Raw genomic sequence first — 17379 nt, forward strand, 5'->3', positions numbered from 1 at the left:
GACGAAAGGCACGACCCATGACCTTGCAGGACTCCAGACACCCCGGACCCCGCCGGCGCGCGGTCGCCGGCGTCGCGGCGGCGGCCGTCGTCGTGAGCGGGATCGCGCTGGCCCCCGGGGCCGGCGCGGCCCCGAACTCCGACGTCGGGCTGCCGGTCTTCTCCGGCTCCGACCACCCGGTCCCCGACCAGGGGACGGGGTTCCACCCGCAGGGCCAACTCCGCGCGATCTTCGACGCCGACGTCGCGGCCGGGGCGGGCACGGACACCGACCACGACTTCTGGGTCGACCGGATGCTGGCGCGGACGGGCACGGCGCCGGGCGGCTCGAACGGCGACGGCAACCAGTGGCTGTTCAGCCGCGGTCGCGCCGTCTTCATGAAGACGCACGACCCCGCGAAGCTCGGGTTCGGCGGCGAGGTCGCCTACTGGGAGTCCATCGCGGGCGGACAGGGCGCCTACACGCTCGACGTGCTCGTGGACGGCGAGCCGCTGACGCTCACGGAGGTGAGGGCGGAGCGCAAGCAGACGCCGTCGTACTGGCGCTCGACGTTCACGGACGGGGCGGGCGGGCTGCGCGTCGTGCAGACGAAGTACATCACCCACGACAACGTCGCGGTCACCCAGCTCGCCGTCTCGGCGGCCGACGGCACGGCGCACGACGTGACGCTGCGCGCCACGTCGTCGTTCGCGACCCAGGCCGACGGTGACGAGCTGACCGGCTCGGTGCGTGCGTTCAACGACATCACCACGGTCTTCCCGCGGTTCTCCGGCGACGGGTTCGTGCCCGACGACGGCGCGCTGAGCCGCGCGGTCGAGGTCCCGGCCGAGGGGGCGGTCACCACCAAGGTGCAGCTCGGCTTCGTCACGCACGAGCTGCCCGGCTCGCTGGCCGAGTACGAGGAGTTCCGCGACCTCGACCCCGCCGCCGCCTACACCGAGCACGTCACCGCGTACAACGCGTGGTGGGCGGACAACATCCCGTTCCTCGACACCCCCGAGGACAACATCGACAAGACGCTCTTCTACCGCTGGTGGCTCATGCGGTTCAACTTCCTCGACGCCGACGTCCCGGGCAACGACTACCAGTTCCCCACGACGATGGAGGGCGTCCTCGGGTACAACAACGCGATCGACCTGACGATCGGCATGTTCCTCGACGACCTCAAGTACCTGCGCGACCCGGCGTGGTCGTACGGGACGTGGGTGTCGGCGGGCGAGACGGCCGGCGCGCAGGGGCAGTACCGGGACAACCCGGGCGACCCGGCGAACTGGAGCGCGAGCCACACGCAGTACATCTCGGAGTCGGCGTGGCAGTCGTACCAGATCCACGGCGGGCCGTCGTCCGTCGCGAAGACGCTCGGCACGTACGCCGAGCGGGACACCGCGGGCGAGCTCGCGACCCTCGACACGAACGACAACTTCCTGCTCGACACCAACTGGAACGCCTGGACGGGCAACGACGCCGACGCGGTGTCGTTCGACTGGGCGGACGGGCGCCTGGACCGGGCCGAGACCGCCTACGTGTACAGCGGCGCGATGGCCGGGGCCGAGGCGCTCGACGTCGCGGGCGAGACCGACCGCGCCGACGCGCTCCGGGACACTGCGCAGGACGTCAAGGACGCCGTCCTCGACGTCCTGTGGGACCCCGAGGACGACCTGCTGCTGCACGCCGTCGCCTCGACGGGCGAGCAGGTGCCGTGGAAGGAGATCAACAACTACTACCCGTACAGCGTCGGGCTGATGCCCAAGCCGGGCGACGCGGACTACGACGACGACTACGTCGAGGCGCTGCGGCTGTTCGCGGACGACGACGAGTTCCCGATCTTCCCGTTCTTCACCGCCAACCAGGCGGACAAGGCCGAGGCGGCCGCGGCGGGGAACCCGGGCAGCAACAACTTCTCGGTCATCAACTCGACGGTGACGTTCCGGATGCTCTCGAGCGTCCTGCGCGACTACCCGACGGACTACGTCACGGCCGACTGGTACAAGAAGCTCCTCTACTGGAACGCGTGGTCGCACTACCAGGACGACGGTGACAACCGGTACCCGGACCAGAACGAGTTCTGGGCCGACGGATCCGCCGACCCGCAGGGCATCGGGTACCGGTCGTGGATCCACCACACGATGCTCGGCACGACGAACTGGACCGTCGTCGAGGACGCGATGGGCCTGCGTCCCCGCACCGACGCGAAGATCGAGCTCGACCCGATCGACATCGACTGGGACCACTTCGCGGCGACCGACCTGAGCTACCGCGACAAGGACCTGGCGATCACCTGGGACGCTCCCGGCGGCGAGCGCTACTACGGCGACGACGTGCCCGAGGGCTACTCGGTGTTCCTCGACGGCGAGCTCGCGTTCACCGCCGACCAGCTGTCCCACGTCGTGTACGACCCGGCGACCGGCGACGTCCAGGTCGACGACGGCGTGCAGGTGTCCGACGCCGCGGCGCTCGGCCTCGCCGAGGCCACCGACGTGCACTTCGCGGCGGGCTCGCGCGTCGCGGACGTCCTCGCCAAGGCGGGCACGCCCGCGACGGACGCCGACCACGACGCCGTCGACGTCGCCGCCGGGAAGCCGGTCGCGGCATCGTTCGCGGCGAACGGGCGCGCTGCCGCCCAGGCCGTCGACGGCCGGACCGCGATGGAGTCGTTCTGGGGCACGGCGGGCTCGCCGAACGCCACGGACTCCGTGACGGTCGACCTCGCCGACGGCGGGGACGCGGTCCCGGTCGACGACGTGCGCGTGTACTTCTACCGGGCGTCGTCGAGCGCGACGGCGCAGGGCTACGCGGCACCGTCGCAGTATCTCGTCGAGTACGACGACGGCTCGGGCTGGCAGCCCGTGCCCGACCAGGCCCGCACCCCCGCCTACCCGCGGGGCAACCTCAACCACGTGCAGTTCCCGCAGGTCGAGGCCGAGCGGCTGCGCGTCACCGTGCAGCACGCGGCCGGTGCGCGCACCGGCATCAAGGAGGTCCAGGCCTTCGCGACCGGGGCGAGCGCACCCGAGCCGACCGACGTCGGGCCGCACGCCGACGCCTGGGTCGACTCCGGCTCCAACCAGGCGGGGGCTGCCCGCCTGGTCGGGCTCGCGCAGGGCGACGGCTCGTCGTCGGACGCGGTCTCGGCCCGCTGGTCGGTCGTCGACGCCCCCGAGGGCGGCAGCGTCCTGTTCGACGACGAGAGCGCCGCGACCACGATCGCGCGGTTCGGCGTGACGGGTCGCTACACGCTGCGCCTGACCGCGACGGAGGGCGACGCCACGGCGACGGCCGACGTCGTCGTCGACGCCACGGCGCTCGCGGAGGGGGAGATCGACCTCGCCCCGGGGGCGACCCCGACGGCGAGCTACACGGCCGGCTGGAACGACGTCGACGCCGTCAACGACGGCAAGGACCCGTTCTTCTCCGGCGGCAACCAGACCGACCTGTGGGGGACGTGGACGGGCAGCGAGCCGGCGACGCGCTGGCTGCAGTACACGTTCGACGAGCCCGTGCGGGTCGACCGGACGTCGATCGACTTCTGGTACGACAGCACCTCCGGCGGCTCCGGCGTGTCCGTGCCGCAGGGGTGGCACCTGCAGTACTGGGACGCCGCCGCGGGTGACGGCGAGGGAGGCTGGGCCGACGTGCCCGACCCCTCGGCCTTCGGCACCGAGCGGGACGCGACGAACGAGGTCACGTTCGGCGCGGTCACGACGACGCGGCTGCGCGCCACGTTCGACGCGCTCGCCGGTGGTGGGCGGTACTCCGCGGTCGGTGTGTCGGAGTGGCGGGTGTTCGCGGCAGCGGCGGCCTCGGTCGACCCGGTCGACGTGCGCACGACGGTCGGCGAGCTGCCGGAGCTGCCCGCGACCGTCGACGTCGTCTACCCCGACGGCGCCCGGCTGGCCACCCCCGTCACGTGGGGCGCCGTGACCGCGCAGGACGTGGCGCAGGAGGGTGACGTCTCCGTCGTCGGCGTCCTGGGCACGACGTCCCTCACGGCGCAGGCGACCGTCTGGGTGCGCGCGCAGCTCGCGAGCACCGTCACGACGGTCGACCCGGTCGAGGTGTCGACGTTCGTCGGCGTCGTACCGGTGCTGCCGACGACCGTCACCGTGCAGTACAACGACGGGACGCGGGCGAGCGGGACCGACGTCGTGTGGGACGACGTCGACCCGGCGGACTTCGCCGCCGAGGGGACGTTCGACGTCGGCGGGACGGTCGCGGGGTCCCAGATCCGGGCCCGGGCCACGGTGGTCGTCGGGTCGGGCGGCGAGCCCGACCCGGAGCTCGACCTCGCGGTCGAGGTGTCCCCGCGGTGCCTGGCTGGCAAGGCGTATGTCGCGGTCCGCGCCACGAACGGCGAGGACGTGCCGGTCGACGTGACCCTCTCGACTCCGTTCGGGGAGAAGTCGTTCGACGGTGTCGCGCCGGGCAAGAACGCCTACCAGTCGTTCGCGGCGCGGGCCGTGACCGTGCCGGCGGGCGAGGCCGCGGTGACGGCGTCGGGCACGGTCGGCGGCGAGCAGGTCACGACCACCCTGTCCGCCCCCTACGACGCCCTGGACTGCTCCTGACGCCGAAGTAGTACCGCAGTTCAGCGAGGTAGTACCGGGGTCACCACCCCGGTACTACCTCGCTTAGCAGTGGTACTACTTCGCGGGGCCGCGGCGGGCGGAGGAGTGAAGGTCAGAGGCGCGCCGTGTGCTCGGCCGGCGCCGGCGCCGGCGCCGGCGGGAGCGGGAGCTCTGCGCCGGCGGTGGCGAACATGCGCTTCACGAGGGGGCGCAGGGCGCGGGACATCATGACCCCGGTCGTCGCGCGCAGCACGGCGGCCTCTGCGCGGCTGCCCGGCACCATGCGCTTGATGCCGCCGCCCGGCACCTTCTTGCCCTGCTCGACGAACGGTGCGACGTCGTCGGCGTAGCGTCGCGTCGCGCCCGTCAGGTCGTCCGGCGTCGCGGCGAGGTGCTCGGCGAGCAGGTACGCGCCGACGAGCGCCGTCGCCGTGCCCATGCCGGTCATCGGTGAGCCGCACGACGCGGCATCGCCGAGGAGGACGACGCGGCCCGCGACGACGTCGGGCACGTCGATCCGCACGAGCTCGTCGAAGTACAGGTCAGACGCCGTGGTCATCGCGTCGATGATCGTCCGCGCGTGCCAGCCTGCGTCCGCGATGCTGCGGCGGATCAGCGCCTCCTGCTTCGCTCGGTCACCGCGCAGCGCGGGGTCGTGGTCGACCCGCAGCGTGATGAGCGACTTCGACGTCGCGGGGTCGCGGTCGGGGCGGATCCCGAACGTCGCCCCCGGGACGAACCTCATGGCGAACCAGCCCGGCTCGACGTCGTCGGGCGTCGGCAGCGTGAAGAACGCGGCGTATCCCCCGAGGTACGTCGCGAACTGCTCCTCCGGGCCGAACGCGAGCCGGCGCGTCGCGGAGTGCACGCCGTCGGCGCCGACCACGAGGTCGAAGCGCGCGGGGTCGGCGTGCTCGAACGTCACGTCGACGCCGTCGGCGTCCTGCGCCAGCGCGACGATGCGGTCGCCGAACCGCAGGTCGAGCAGCCCGGGCGCAGCCTCGCCCGCGGCCGCGAGCTCGTCGAGGAGCACGCCGCTGAGGTCGCCGCGCGCGATCTCGACCTCGGCCACGGCACCCTCGCCGTCGAAGTCCGCCATCGACATCCGGCCGAAGACCTGGCCGCGCGCGTCGACGTACGCGAGGCCCAGCTCGTGCACCTGGTGACGCTCGATGCCGGGCATCAGGCCCATGCGGGCGGCGACCTCGCGGCTCGCACCACGAAGGTCGACCGACTGGCCGCCGGGACGCGGTGCGGCGGCGCGCTCGACGACGGTGGTGCGGATGCCGTGCCGGACGAGCTGGAGCGCGAGCCCGAGACCGGCGATCCCTCCGCCGGAGACGAGGACGTGCGGGGTGGTGTCGATGCTGGTCATGTCGGGTGCCCTCCGTTGAGACGATCGTCTTGGACATATGTCTAACACAGGTCTGAGACGCTTGTCTAGCACGTTTGTCCTAGGTCGTGCGACGATGGCGTCATGGGCAATCGCGAAGACCTTCTCGCCGGTGCGCGTCAGGTGATCCTCGAGCGCGGGGTGGCCAGGGCCACCGCCCGCGACATCGCATCCACGGCGGGGGTGAGCCTGGCCGCGATCGGCTACCACTTCGGCTCGAAGGAGAAGCTCATCACCGCGGCGCTCGTCGAGTCGCTGGGGGGCGGCGTCGGTGACGCGATGGAGTCCGTCGTGCAGGAGACCGCGTCGCTGCCGCTCATCGACGGATTCGCCGCGCTGTGGAACCGCATGCCGGAGGTCTTCGCCGAGAACAGGGAGGCGCTGCTCGCGAGCCTCGAGAACGCCGTGCGCGTCCTGCGCGACAGCGAGGCCGGCCGGGAGATGGCCGAGGCGACGAGCCACGGCTACCTCGGGACCCTGGAGCATCTGCGCGCGGCCCGACCCGAGCTCGACGAGGCGGACCTCGAGGCGGTCGCCAAGCTCGACTTCGTGCTAGTGCAGAGCCTCGGCATGCTCTGGCTGCTGAACCCGGACGCCGTACCGAGCGGTGACGACCTCGCCCGCGCCGTCGCCGTGATCGCGACGACCCCGGCCGCCACACCGTAGGACTGCGGTACTACTTCGCGGGACTGCGGTACTACTTCGCGGGGTTCGGGTCGGGATAGTCGGTCAGGGAGTAGGTGCGGCGGCGGCGGGACTCGGGGACGACGAGCGGGGTGCCGGTCACGGGGTCGTCGATGATCCGGCACGGCAGGCCGAACACGTCCTCGACGAGCTGCGCCGTCACGATGTCCGACGGCGCCCCCTCCGCCACGATCGCGCCGTCCTTCATCGCGATGAGGTGGGTCGCGTAGCGGCACGCGTGGTTGAGGTCGTGCAGGACGGCCACGAGCGTGTGGCCGCGCTCGTGGTGCAGGTCGGAGCACAGGTCGAGCAGCTCGACCTGGTGGGCGATGTCGAGGAACGTCGTGGGTTCGTCGAGTAGGAGGATCGGCGTCTCCTGCGCGAGGACCATCGCGACCCAGACGCGCTGGCGCTGGCCGCCGGAGAGCTCGTCGACGAGCCGGTCGGACAGGTCGGTCACCCCGGTGGCGGCCATGGCCTCGACGACGGCTGCCTCGTCGTCGGCCGACCACTGGCGCAGCAGGCTCTGGTGCGGGTAGCGCCCACGGGCGACGAGGTCGACGACCGAGATCCCCTCGGGCGCGATCGACGACTGGGGGAGCAGCCCGAGCCGGCGCGCGACCTCCTTCGCCGGGATCGACGTGATCGCACGCCCGTCGAGCACGACCTGGCCCTGCGACGGCTTCAGCAGGCGCGAGAGCGCGCGCAGGAGGGTGGACTTGCCGCACGCGTTCGGTCCGACGATCACCGTGAACGAGCCGTCGGGGATCGAGACGTCCAGGTCGGCCGAGATGACCCGATCGTCGTAACCGATCGTGATCGCCTCGGTGTACAGGCGGTCGCCACCGAGATGTACGTCGTCCGTGGTGCGCGACGGCGCGGCGCCCGACGACGCGGTGCGGGCCGGCGCATCCGTCGTGCCGGTGCGGTCGGTCGGGGTCACGGGCGTCCTCCGAGGGTGCGGGTCAGGGGAGCGGGACGGGGGCGAGGCGGGGAGCCGGGGCAGGCGCGTCATCGGCGCGCCTCCCGGACGAGGAGCCAGATCAGGTACGCGCCGCCGACCACGACGGTCACGACACCCACCGGGAGCTGGGTCGGGGCGAACAACCGCTGCGCGACGAGGTCGCTCGCCGCCAGCAGGACCGCGCCCATCGCGGCGGCGGGCAGCACCTGCACGCCGGCCCCCCGGGTGAGTCGGCGCGCGAGCTGCGGGGCAGCGAGCGCCACGAACGAGATCGGACCGGCCACGGCCGTCGCGACGGCCACGAGTGCGACACCGACGACGACGAGGGCCAGGCGCGTCCGCTCGGCGTGCAGACCGAGGGCGGTCGCGGCGTCGTCCCCCAGCTCGAGCAGGTGCATGCGCGGCGCGAGCGCGGCCATGGGGACCAGCAGCACGACGACGAGGACGGTCGCGGGGCCCGCCTGCGCCCACGACGTCCCGTTGAGCGACCCAGCACCCCACAGGGTCGCGGCCATCGCGGACTCCAGGTCCGCGGTCACGATGAGCCAGGCGTTGACCGCGGCGAGCATCGCGGAGATCGCGATGCCCACGACGACGAACCGGAACCCCTGCACGCCGCGCCGGTAGGCGAGGAAGTACACGAGCACGGCCGACCCGATGCCGCCGACGAGCGCGCCGGCGGTCACGCCCCCGTACCCGCCGCCGATCACCATGAGGACCACGAGCGCGCCGGTGTACGCGCCGGTGTTGAAGCCGATGATGTCGGGGCTGCCGAGCGGGTTGCGGGTGATGGACTGGAAGATCGCGCCGCTCGCGCCGAGCGCGACGCCCACGACGAGCGCGAGCAGCGCGCGCGGGAGGCGCCACTCGACGACGATCGTGCGCACGGGCCCGTCCTCGACGCCGGTGAGCGCTCCGAGCACCTGCCCGACGCTCAGCGGGTAGTCCCCGGTGGTCAGCGCGACCACCGTCACACCGAGAGCGACGACGAGCAGCGCGAGGCACACGACCACGGTGCGCAGGTCGATCCGCCCGCTGAGCGTCCCGCCGCGGCTGCGCACGACGCGGACGGCACGCCCGAGACGGACGTCGGGCGGCGTCGGGCGCGTCGGCGCGCTCACAGGCCGCTCATCCGGGTCCGGCGCACGAGCGCGATGAGCACCGGCGCACCGACGAACGCCGTGATGATGCCCACGGGCACCTCGCCCGGACGGGCCACGACGCGGCCGAGCACGTCCGACACCAGGACGAGGACCGCCCCGAGCAGCGCCGAGTACGGCACGATCCAGCGCTGCACGGGTCCCACGGTCCACCGTGCGACGTGCGGGACCATGAGCCCGACGAACGCGACGGGCCCGGCGCCGGCCGTGGCCGCGCCGCACATCAGCGTGATGGCGACGCCCACGAGCAGGCGGGTGCGCCCGACGTGCGCGCCGAGGGACGCGGCGAGGTCGTCGCCGAGCGCGACGGCGTCGAGCGGCCGCGAGATCAGGAGCGCGAGGAGGAGCCCGCAGAGGATGAAGGGAGCGACGTCGCCCACGGTCGCCGGCGTCGCACCGGCGATCGACCCCGAGCCCCAGGCGCCCGAGGTGCCGCCCCACGCGCGCAGCCGGTCGAACGCGCTCGGGTCGAGCAGCGTCACGCCGAGCGTGAGGCCACCGAGGAACGCGCCGAGCGCGATCCCCGCGAGGGTGAGACGCACCGGCGTCGCTCCGCCGCGGCCCTGCGACCCGACGAGGTAGACCGCCACCGTCGCGACGATCGCGCCGGCGAACGCGAACCACACGAACGTCGACGCCTGCGTCGCCCCGAGCAGCGCGACGGAGAGCACGACCCCGAACCCTGCACCGGCGTTCACGCCGAGGATGCCCGGGTCGGCGAGCGGGTTGCGCGTCATGCCCTGGATGAGCGCACCCGAGACACCGAGCGCGGCGCCCACGAGCAGGCCCAGCAGCGTGCGGGGCACGCGCAGGTCGTGCACGACGACGTGGTCCGCGCTGCCGTCGTACGCGGTGAGCGCGTCCACGACCGTGCCGAGCGGGATCTGCTTGGACCCGACCGCGAGGCTGAGAGCGACCGCGGCGACCACGACCACCAGGGCGACGAGCAGCCCGAGCGAACGCCCACCGAAGGTGTGGACGAGCCCGGGGCGCCGGTCGGCGCGCGCCGGGGCGGCGGGGGTCGTGGTGCTCATGGGGAGTGCTCTTCGAGGAGGAGGTGAGGCGAGGTAACCCTCACCTTAGTTCACGCGGTGGTGTGCAAGAGTGGCCCGCATGACTTCTCACGTCCCCGTCGCGGCAGACCACGTCGTCACCGTCGACGACGACGGCCACCGCACCGGCACGTTCGAACGGTCCGCCGTCCACACCGCCGAGACCCCGCTGCACCTCGCGTTCTCCTGCTACGTGGTCGACGACACCGGCCGCCTCCTCGTCACGCGCCGCGCACTCGCCAAGCGCACGTGGCCCGGCGTGTGGACCAACTCGTTCTGCGGCCACCCGCGCTGGACCGAGACCACCGAGGAGTCGATCGCGCGCCACGCGCAGCACGAGCTCGGGTTCGAGGTCACCGATCTCGAGGTCGCCGTCCCCGGGTTCCGGTACCGCGCGGTCGACGCGTCCGGCGTCGTGGAGAACGAGATCTGCCCCGTCTACACGGGGCGCGCGGTCGGCGACGTCGCCGCGAACCCGGACGAGGTCATGGAGCACGCCTGGGTCGACCCGCACGACGCCGCACGCGCCGTCGTCGCCACGCCCTGGGCGTTCAGCCCGTGGATGGTGCTGCAGATCGCGGCGCTCGCGGGCGCGACCGGACCAGCCGGTGGCCCGACGGCGCACCTCGTGACCGCGTTCGGCCCCGACTCGGCCTGACGCCTCCGCTGCGCAGCTCCACGCACTGGATCCGGGCGATCACCGGAGGTACGGCCGAAGCCCAGGAAGCTGGACGAGGACGTCTTCGGGCCGGCCTGAGAGCACGGTCGCGGGCAGCGCGCGGGCGGCGACCCCCGCCGCGCCCGGTGCGCCCGCACGGTCGAGCGCTCTGTCGAGCGCCTGCACCAGGGCGTCCGGGTGCCGTTTGGTCGCGAACCACCGCAGGGCGGCGCGCCGCGGCGGCTGGGCCGCGCGGCCCTCGGGGGCGCCGGGTCGCGGGGGCGCCGCGACAGAGGGCTGCTGGACGAAGACGACCGCGTAGCGGGACCACAGCGCACCTCGACCCGTCGCGGAGACGCCGTTGGTCGCGGTCATGCGGGGGATGCGCGTGAACCTGTCCACGGCGTCGACGGAGCGCGCGTCGACCTCTGCGTAGGTGACGGCGGACGGGTGCAGGAACGGCGCGAACGACCCGACGAGGATGCCGCCCTGGAGCACCAGCAGCTTCTCCGAGCCGATGAACCAGAGGACGAGAGCGGCCAGCACCGCCCAGATCGGTGCCACCACGAGGGCGTCGACCAGGTCGCCGTTGCCCAGGACGATCCCGGTCGCAAACACCAGGATCACCCCGGCGGTCACCAGGTAGGCACCCGCAGGCGGAGTGTTCGACTCGACGTGGAGCAGACCGCCGAGCTCGGGGTGGCGGGCGACGGTCGCACGGATCTTGCGCGTGACCCGGCCGCCGGTCGGAGCGCCCGTGGACGCACCGGAGATCACGTGCGCTGCCCGGGAAGGTCGGCGCCCCGGCGGTCAACCATGTCGTCTCCTTCTCCGGTCCACGGGTCCGACGGTCGGGACCGTCGTGCGGTGCAGCAGGTGCACCGGGAGACTATCCGGTCGGCAGGGCACAATCGGACCATGCCCGATGCCGTCCCCGCGCACCGCCCGGTGCCCCCCGCCGACGCCTCGTTCGAGGAGCACGTCGAGTGGGCGCGGACGGTGCCCGTCGTCGGGTCGGACCTCTCGCCGGTCGACGGCCACGTCGTCGAGGAGGAGCTGCCCTGGAACTACGAGCGGCTCGCGCGCGAGCTGGTCGCGAGCGGCCGCGGGCCTGTGCTGGACCTCGGGACGGGCGACGGCGAGATGCTCGCGTCCCTCGGCCCGTTCCCGCCGCGCTCGGCGGCCACGGAGGGCTGGGCGCCTCACCTGCCCGTGGCCCGACGCCGGCTGGAGCCGCTGGGGCTCGAGGTGCGGCCCGTCGGTGGTGAGGGGCTGCTGCCGTTCCTGGACGCGCAGTTCGCGGTCGTCCTGGACCGGCACGAGGCGTTCGACCCCGACGAGGTGTGGCGGGTCCTCGAGCCCGGCGGGATCTTCCTCACGCAGCAGGTCGACACGCGCGACGGCACGCGGGTCAACGCCGCGCTCGGGGCGCGCATGCCGTGGGACCCGGACTCGGTGACGCTCGACGGCGCGGTCGAGGTGCTGCGCGAGGTGGGGTTCGTGGTCGACGTCGCGCGCGGGCACGACGGCGTGCGCCGGTTCCGCGACCTCGGTTCGCTGCTGTGGTACCTGCGGGCCCGCGCGTGGAAGGTGCCGGAGCTCGCGACGTCGTCGCCGGAGGCGGTCGCCCGGTACGAGGCCCCGCTGCGGGCGTTGCACCTGCACTTCGCGGGCGGGAACGAGTTCGTCGACGAGGCGCCGCGGTTCCTTGTCGTCGCACGCAAGCCCTGGTAGCCCGGGCGTGGGAAGGCCCGCGGGCTGACACCCCGCCGTGCGGCAGGATGCCCGTCGTGCTGGACGAGTGCACGACACCCGCGGGCCCCGGTGGTCGCGTGGAACTTGCTCCGCGCGCCCGGTCCGTCAGTCGAATCGGGGCGCGCCTAGCGCGCCACCACCTCACGAGTCCGAAGAATATTCACTTCCTGGACCACCTCCTTTCGCGTGTACGACGACGGTACGTCCGTCCCCGCCGATCGCGCCAGGGGTTTTCGCTGTTTCCTCCGTCGGAGGAACAGACCCCGGGTCTCGAGGTCAGCCGCGCAGGTGCGCCCACTCGTCGGGATAGTCGTCGAGCCACTCGGAGAACGACTGTCCGCGCCGTTGGGTGAAGCGTTCGACGACGTCGCTCACGTGCGCGAGCTCGCCCGCCGCGATCGAGGTGTACGACGACACCCAGCCGTCGACCTCGAAGGCGCTCGCCCCGAACCCCGCGCGCGACCGGTACGCCTCGTCGAGCGTCTCCGGGTAGTAGGTGATGCGGCGGCCCGTCGCCGCGGAGAGCAGCTCCGCGACCTCGGCGAGCGAGATCGCCTCCGGGCCGGTGACGTCGTACGCGACGCCGTCGTGGCGTCCCGGGTCGTCGTCGAGCAGGACCGCGGTCGCGACGTCGGCGACGTCGTCGTGCGACACCGACGCGACCCGGCCGTCGCCGCCGGGGCCGCGGAGCACGCCGTCGGGCCCCACCATGAGCGCGAGCGCGCGGTGGTACAGGTTGTCGCGCAGGAAGGTGTGGCGCAGGCCCGTCGCCTGCACGTACACCTCGGTGTGCCAGTGGTCGCGCGCGAACGTGAACGTCGCGTCGGGGTCGGCGCCGACGAACGAGACGTACACGATCTGCTCGACGCCGGCTGCGACCGCAGCGTCGACCGCCGCCCGGTGCTGGGCGACACGCTGGGCGTCCTCGCGCGCGGAGACGAGCACGACGGTCTGGGTGCCGCTGAACGCCTCGACCATCGCGGGCGCATCCTCGTAACCCCTGACGACGGCGACGTCCGTGTCCGGCAGCGGGTCGCCGTCGGGCAGCCGAGGGGCGCGCGCGGCGTCGCGCACGACGAGCCGCTGCTGCGCCCCCGCGGCCGCGAGCCGGAACGCGAGCTTGGACCCCAGCAGCCCGCTGGCACCGGTGACCGCGATGCGGCCCGTCCCCTCACCGATCGTCATGCCCACACCGTAGGTGGGTGTGCCCAGGCCTGCCTGGTGGGACAGGATGGTCGGCATGGGAGAGCCGTACCGCGTCATGACCGTCTGCACGGGCAACATCTGCCGGTCCCCGATGGCCGAGGTGGTGCTGCGCGACCGGTTCGGGTCCGCGGGGCTCGCGGACCGGGTCGTCGTCGACTCCACCGGGGTGAGCGACGAGGAGGAGGGCAACCCGATCGACCGGCGCGGGCGCACCGTCCTCGCGGCGCACGGCTACGTCGTGGACGGCGCGCACCGGGCGCGCCAGGTCCGGTCGGCCGACGTCGCGGGCCGCGACCTCGTGCTCGCCATGACGTCCCAGCACGCGCGGGCGCTGCGTCGGCTGGCCGGGTCCGACGAGTCGGGCCCGGGTACGTCCGACGCCGGCCGGATCCGCATGTACCGCTCGTTCGACCCGTCGGCACCGGGCGTCGGGGCCGAGGGCGACGAGCGCGCGCTCGACATCGCCGACCCCTGGTACGGCGGCGCCGCCGACTTCGAGGAGTGCCTGGCCGAGGTCGAGGCCGCGGCCGACGGCGTCGTGGCGTTCGTGCGCGAGGCGATCGGCGCAGGCGCATCCGACCGATCACGCTCGTAGGTCAGGGGTTGAGCGTCCCGTCGACGCCGCCGTCCACCCGGAGCGTCGCTCCCGTCACGTAGGCCGCGCGCGGACTGACGAGATAGGCGACGGCGTCGGCGATCTCCTCCGGCCTGCCCAGGCGTCCGACCGGGTTGGGCGCGTACTCCGCCGTCACGGAGGACTCGATCTCGTCCCAGTCGCTCCCTCCGCCGGAGCGGAGCGACCGGTCGAGGAACATCTGTCGCATCCCCGGCGTGAGGATCACCCCCGGGCTCACCGTGTTCGCGGTGACTCCTGACCCCGCGAGCTCTTGCGCCAGCGCACCCGTGGCGTTGGCGAGCGCGGCCTTGGCGGCCGAGTACTCGACCATGTTGGTCAGCGGTGCCCCGACGCCGCGCGTGCTGATCGTGACGATCCGTCCCCAGCCGCGATCTCGCATGGACGGTGCGAGGTGCCGGACGCACCGCACGGCGGACAGGACGTTCCCGGTGAACGCTGCGGCCCAGTCCTCGTCGGTCGCCTCGAAGAACGTGTGCTCCACGAACGGGCCGGCGTTCGCGACCAGGATGTCGACCGGACCCTCCTGCGCGGCGTCCGCGCAGACCCGGCGCGCCTGCTCGGGATCGGTCAGGTCACCGAGCACCGCCGTCGCGGTCCCGCCCGCTGCACGGATCGTGCCCAGCACGTCGCGGGCCGCCTCCTCGTCCCGGCCGTGCACGACGACCGAGCATCCTTCGCTCGCGAGCCGACGAGCGATCGCCGCCCCGATCCCGTGGGTGCTCCCGGTGACGAGGGCTCGCCTGCCCTCCAGCTCGAGGTCCATCCGAGCAGCCTGCCCGAGATCGTCGACGGCCGCCGGGCAGGACCAGCGCACGACGTGTCCACGGCCAGTACAGTGGGGTGTGAACCGCGCGCCCGACGGGCCGCGCCGGGGGCGACGACGGGTGGACGACGGCTGCCGACCTGACTCCTGAGCCCGGGGAGCTCGTCGTGGGGCGCAGCCAGCTCGCGCGCCCTGCAGGTGCGGATGCTGCGCGCCGGCTCAGCGCCGGATCTCGGCGCGCAGGCCTGGTTGCCCGCGGCAGGGGCGTCGTGCCGACGTCCGGCGCGGCCCGGGCGACCGTTGCGCGGTGCGCTGCGCCGCATCCGCGGTGCTGCCGCGGTAGAAGGAGGAGATGTGGCACGAACAGGCCGACGTCGGTCCGGTGGCGCGCGCGCCGGTTCCGGTGCGCAGCGGTCCGGCGCCCAGCGGTCGGGTGCTCAGCGTCGCCGCCCCTCACGTCCTGCCGAGCAGGGGATCATCCCCGTGCTCGCGGGGATCGCCCGCGAGGTGGACACCGCCGTGCAGCGGACGCCGACACGCCCGGGGGTGCGGACGAAGTTCCAGGTCGTCGCGCTGCTGGTCCGCGAGGAGCGGGCCCGGGTGATGGCAGACGGGTCGCTGACCGCGTCCAAGCGCGAGCAGGAGCTCAAGCGGCTGGACGGCGTGGCGACGCTGCTGGCCCGGATCGCGGCCCGGGACACCTCGCTGCTCGCGCTGCTCGCGGAGGACGCCCGGGTCTCCGACGCCGCGCGCACCTACAAGGCGACCGTGATGCGAGCCGGCGGGCTGGAGCCGCCCGAGGAGCCCGCGCCCGCCGAGCCGACCGTCACTGCGCCGGCCGCGAGGAACCAGGTGGTGCCGCAGTCGGTGATCTCTCGCCAGCTCGCGAACCCGTTCCTGGCTCCCGACTTCGAGGCCGCGGCGGAGCGGAACGCCGCCCGGGCCCGCCGGCTGGCCGGCTGGGAGCTGCTCGAGCCGCTCTTCCGATCCTTCGAGGTCGCCGGGCCCGGCGCCCCCGCGTGCATGCCGTTGCCGGCCCCCCACTCGATGTCCGCCGCCCTCGGCCGAGCGCTGATGCCGCACCAGGCCCAGGTCGTCGAGGCCACGATCCGCGGCCACCGCACGTTCCTGCTCGCGGACGAGCCGGGGCTCGGCAAGACCGCCCAGGCGCTGCTCGCCGCCCAGGCCGCCGACGCCTACCCGCTGCTGGTCGTGGTGCCCAACGTCGTGAAGACGAACTGGGCGCACGAGGTCGAGCTGTGGACGCCGTCGCGCCGGTCCACCGTCATCCACGGCGACGGGGACCGGATGAACGCGTTCGCGGACGTCGTGATCGTCAACTACGAGATCCTCGATCGGCACGTCGGCTGGCTGGGCGACCTCGGCTTCCGCGGCATGGTCGTCGACGAGGCGCACTTCATCAAGAACAAGGGGTCGCAGCGCTCGCAGCACGTGCTCGCCCTCTCCGAGCGGATCCGCACCCGTAGCCCCCGGCCGCTGCTGATGGCGCTCACCGGCACCCCGCTGATCAACGACATCGAGGACTTCCGGGCGATCTGGCAGCTCCTCGGCTGGATCGACGACAAGCAGCCCCTCGGAAAGCTGATGACCGCCCTCGAGGACACGGGCCTCACCCCCGCAGACCGAGGCTTCTCCGCCGCCGCGCGCGCCGCGGTGATCGACATGGGCATCGTGCGCCGCCGCAAGGCCGACGTGGTCGCCGACATCCCCGCCCGCCGGGTGGCGGACCTGCCGATCGAGCTCGACGGCGCGGCCGGCCGCTCGATCCGCGCGGCCGAGGTCGCGCTCACCAAGAGGCTCGTCAGCAGGTACCGGGCCGCGCTGGAGGTGCGCACCGGCGAGCCGGTCGAGGTGGACGGCGTCGACGTCGAGCTCGCGCGCCGGGTCGCGGCAGGCGAGCTCAAGGACTCGAGCGCCAAGGCCAAGGGTGAGAACGTCTTCACGATGGTGCGCCGGATCGGCCAGGCGAAGGCCGGGCCGGCCGCCGACTACGCCGCACAGCTCGCCCGCAACGTCGGCAAGGTGGTGTTCTTCGCCAAGCACGTCGACGTGATGGACCAGGCCGAGCAGACCTTCGCCGACCGCGGCATCCGCTACGCCTCGATCCGCGGCGACCAGACGCCGAAGGTGCGCGAGAAGAACATCGCCGCGTTCACCGGGGATCCCGACGTGTCGATCGCCGTGTGCTCGCTGACGGCCGCGGGCGTCGGGCTCAACCTCCAGGTCGCGTCCAACCTCGTGCTGGCCGAGCTGTCCTGGACGGACGCCGAGCAGACCCAGGCCATCGACCGGATCCACCGGATCGGTCAGGCCGAGCCGGTCACCGCATGGCGGATCATCGCCGCGCAGACCGTCGACGCCAGGATCGCCGGGCTGATCGACAGCAAGTCCGGGCTTGCTGCACGGGCACTGGACGGCGCTTCGGAGGAGGACACGACCTCCTCCACGGACGTGCAGCTCGACGCCCTGGTCGGGCTGCTCACCGACGCGCTCGCCGCGGAGGGCGTCGGCTGACCCGACC

13 protein-coding genes are annotated in these 17379 nt (G+C 73.3%); 6 read left to right on the forward strand and 7 right to left on the reverse strand.

What is annotated here, in order from left to right; all coding sequences use genetic code 11:
- The first annotated feature begins 17 nt into the window (after positions 1-17).
- On the forward strand, positions 18-4565 hold the full coding sequence (locus IF651_RS13285; RefSeq protein WP_191829601.1) for an Ig-like domain-containing protein: 4548 nt from the start codon (positions 18-20) through the stop codon (positions 4563-4565).
- A 112-nt stretch (positions 4566-4677) separates the two neighbouring features.
- On the opposite strand, the gene IF651_RS13290 is transcribed toward IF651_RS13285, so the two are convergent.
- On the reverse strand, positions 4678-5940 hold the full coding sequence (locus IF651_RS13290) for an FAD-dependent monooxygenase (RefSeq protein WP_191829602.1): 1263 nt from the start codon (positions 5938-5940) through the stop codon (positions 4678-4680).
- A gap of 102 nt (positions 5941-6042) precedes the next feature.
- Between IF651_RS13290 and IF651_RS13295 the strand changes: the two genes are divergently transcribed.
- On the forward strand, positions 6043-6624 hold the full coding sequence (locus IF651_RS13295) for a TetR/AcrR family transcriptional regulator (RefSeq protein ID WP_191829603.1): 582 nt from the start codon (positions 6043-6045) through the stop codon (positions 6622-6624).
- A gap of 31 nt (positions 6625-6655) precedes the next feature.
- On the opposite strand, the gene IF651_RS13300 is transcribed toward IF651_RS13295, so the two are convergent.
- The 3 genes from IF651_RS13300 to IF651_RS13310 all read right to left on the reverse strand — a co-directional run bounded on the left by IF651_RS13300 (position 6656) and on the right by IF651_RS13310 (position 9800).
- Positions 6656-7585, reverse strand: a complete 930-nt coding sequence (locus tag IF651_RS13300) for an ABC transporter ATP-binding protein (RefSeq protein WP_422110485.1) — start codon at positions 7583-7585, stop codon at positions 6656-6658.
- A 68-nt stretch (positions 7586-7653) separates the two neighbouring features.
- On the reverse strand, positions 7654-8727 hold the full coding sequence (locus IF651_RS13305; RefSeq protein WP_191829605.1) for an iron chelate uptake ABC transporter family permease subunit: 1074 nt from the start codon (positions 8725-8727) through the stop codon (positions 7654-7656).
- Complete coding sequence (locus IF651_RS13310) at positions 8724-9800, reverse strand: FecCD family ABC transporter permease (RefSeq protein WP_191829606.1); 1077 nt, start codon at positions 9798-9800, stop codon at positions 8724-8726. Before IF651_RS13310 ends, IF651_RS13305 begins: the two co-directional genes overlap by 4 nt.
- Before the next feature lie 79 nt (positions 9801-9879).
- On the opposite strand from IF651_RS13310, the gene idi reads away from it, so the two are divergent.
- Positions 9880-10476 carry an isopentenyl-diphosphate Delta-isomerase gene (gene idi, locus IF651_RS13315; protein ID WP_191829607.1) on the forward strand — a complete coding sequence of 199 codons (597 nt, stop codon included), beginning with the start codon at positions 9880-9882 and terminating at the stop codon, positions 10474-10476.
- Positions 10477-10515: 39 nt separating this feature from the next.
- Here idi and IF651_RS13320 read toward each other — a convergent pair whose 3' ends face one another.
- Positions 10516-11253, reverse strand: a complete 738-nt coding sequence (locus tag IF651_RS13320) for a hypothetical protein (protein ID WP_191829608.1) — start codon at positions 11251-11253, stop codon at positions 10516-10518.
- A 141-nt stretch (positions 11254-11394) separates the two neighbouring features.
- Between IF651_RS13320 and IF651_RS13325 the strand changes: the two genes are divergently transcribed.
- On the forward strand, positions 11395-12210 hold the full coding sequence (locus tag IF651_RS13325) for a class I SAM-dependent methyltransferase (RefSeq protein ID WP_191829609.1): 816 nt from the start codon (positions 11395-11397) through the stop codon (positions 12208-12210).
- A 297-nt stretch (positions 12211-12507) separates the two neighbouring features.
- Here IF651_RS13325 and IF651_RS13330 read toward each other — a convergent pair whose 3' ends face one another.
- Positions 12508-13416, reverse strand: coding sequence for an NmrA family NAD(P)-binding protein (locus IF651_RS13330; RefSeq protein WP_191829610.1), 909 nt, complete (start codon positions 13414-13416; stop codon positions 12508-12510).
- A 55-nt stretch (positions 13417-13471) separates the two neighbouring features.
- On the opposite strand from IF651_RS13330, the gene IF651_RS13335 reads away from it, so the two are divergent.
- Positions 13472-14032, forward strand: coding sequence for a low molecular weight protein-tyrosine-phosphatase (locus tag IF651_RS13335; protein WP_191829611.1), 561 nt, complete (start codon positions 13472-13474; stop codon positions 14030-14032).
- Between the two features lies 1 nt (position 14033).
- Here IF651_RS13335 and IF651_RS13340 read toward each other — a convergent pair whose 3' ends face one another.
- Positions 14034-14837: an SDR family NAD(P)-dependent oxidoreductase gene (locus IF651_RS13340; RefSeq protein WP_191829612.1), complete on the reverse strand. Its 804-nt coding sequence runs from the start codon at positions 14835-14837 to the stop codon at positions 14034-14036.
- Between the two features lie 354 nt (positions 14838-15191).
- Between IF651_RS13340 and IF651_RS13345 the strand changes: the two genes are divergently transcribed.
- Positions 15192-17372, forward strand: a complete 2181-nt coding sequence (locus IF651_RS13345) for a DEAD/DEAH box helicase (protein ID WP_191829613.1) — start codon at positions 15192-15194, stop codon at positions 17370-17372.
- The last annotated feature ends 7 nt before the right edge of the window (positions 17373-17379 follow it).

It is taken from the genome of Cellulosimicrobium arenosum (assembly GCF_014837295.1).
GTDB lineage: Bacteria > Actinomycetota > Actinomycetes > Actinomycetales > Cellulomonadaceae > Cellulosimicrobium > Cellulosimicrobium arenosum.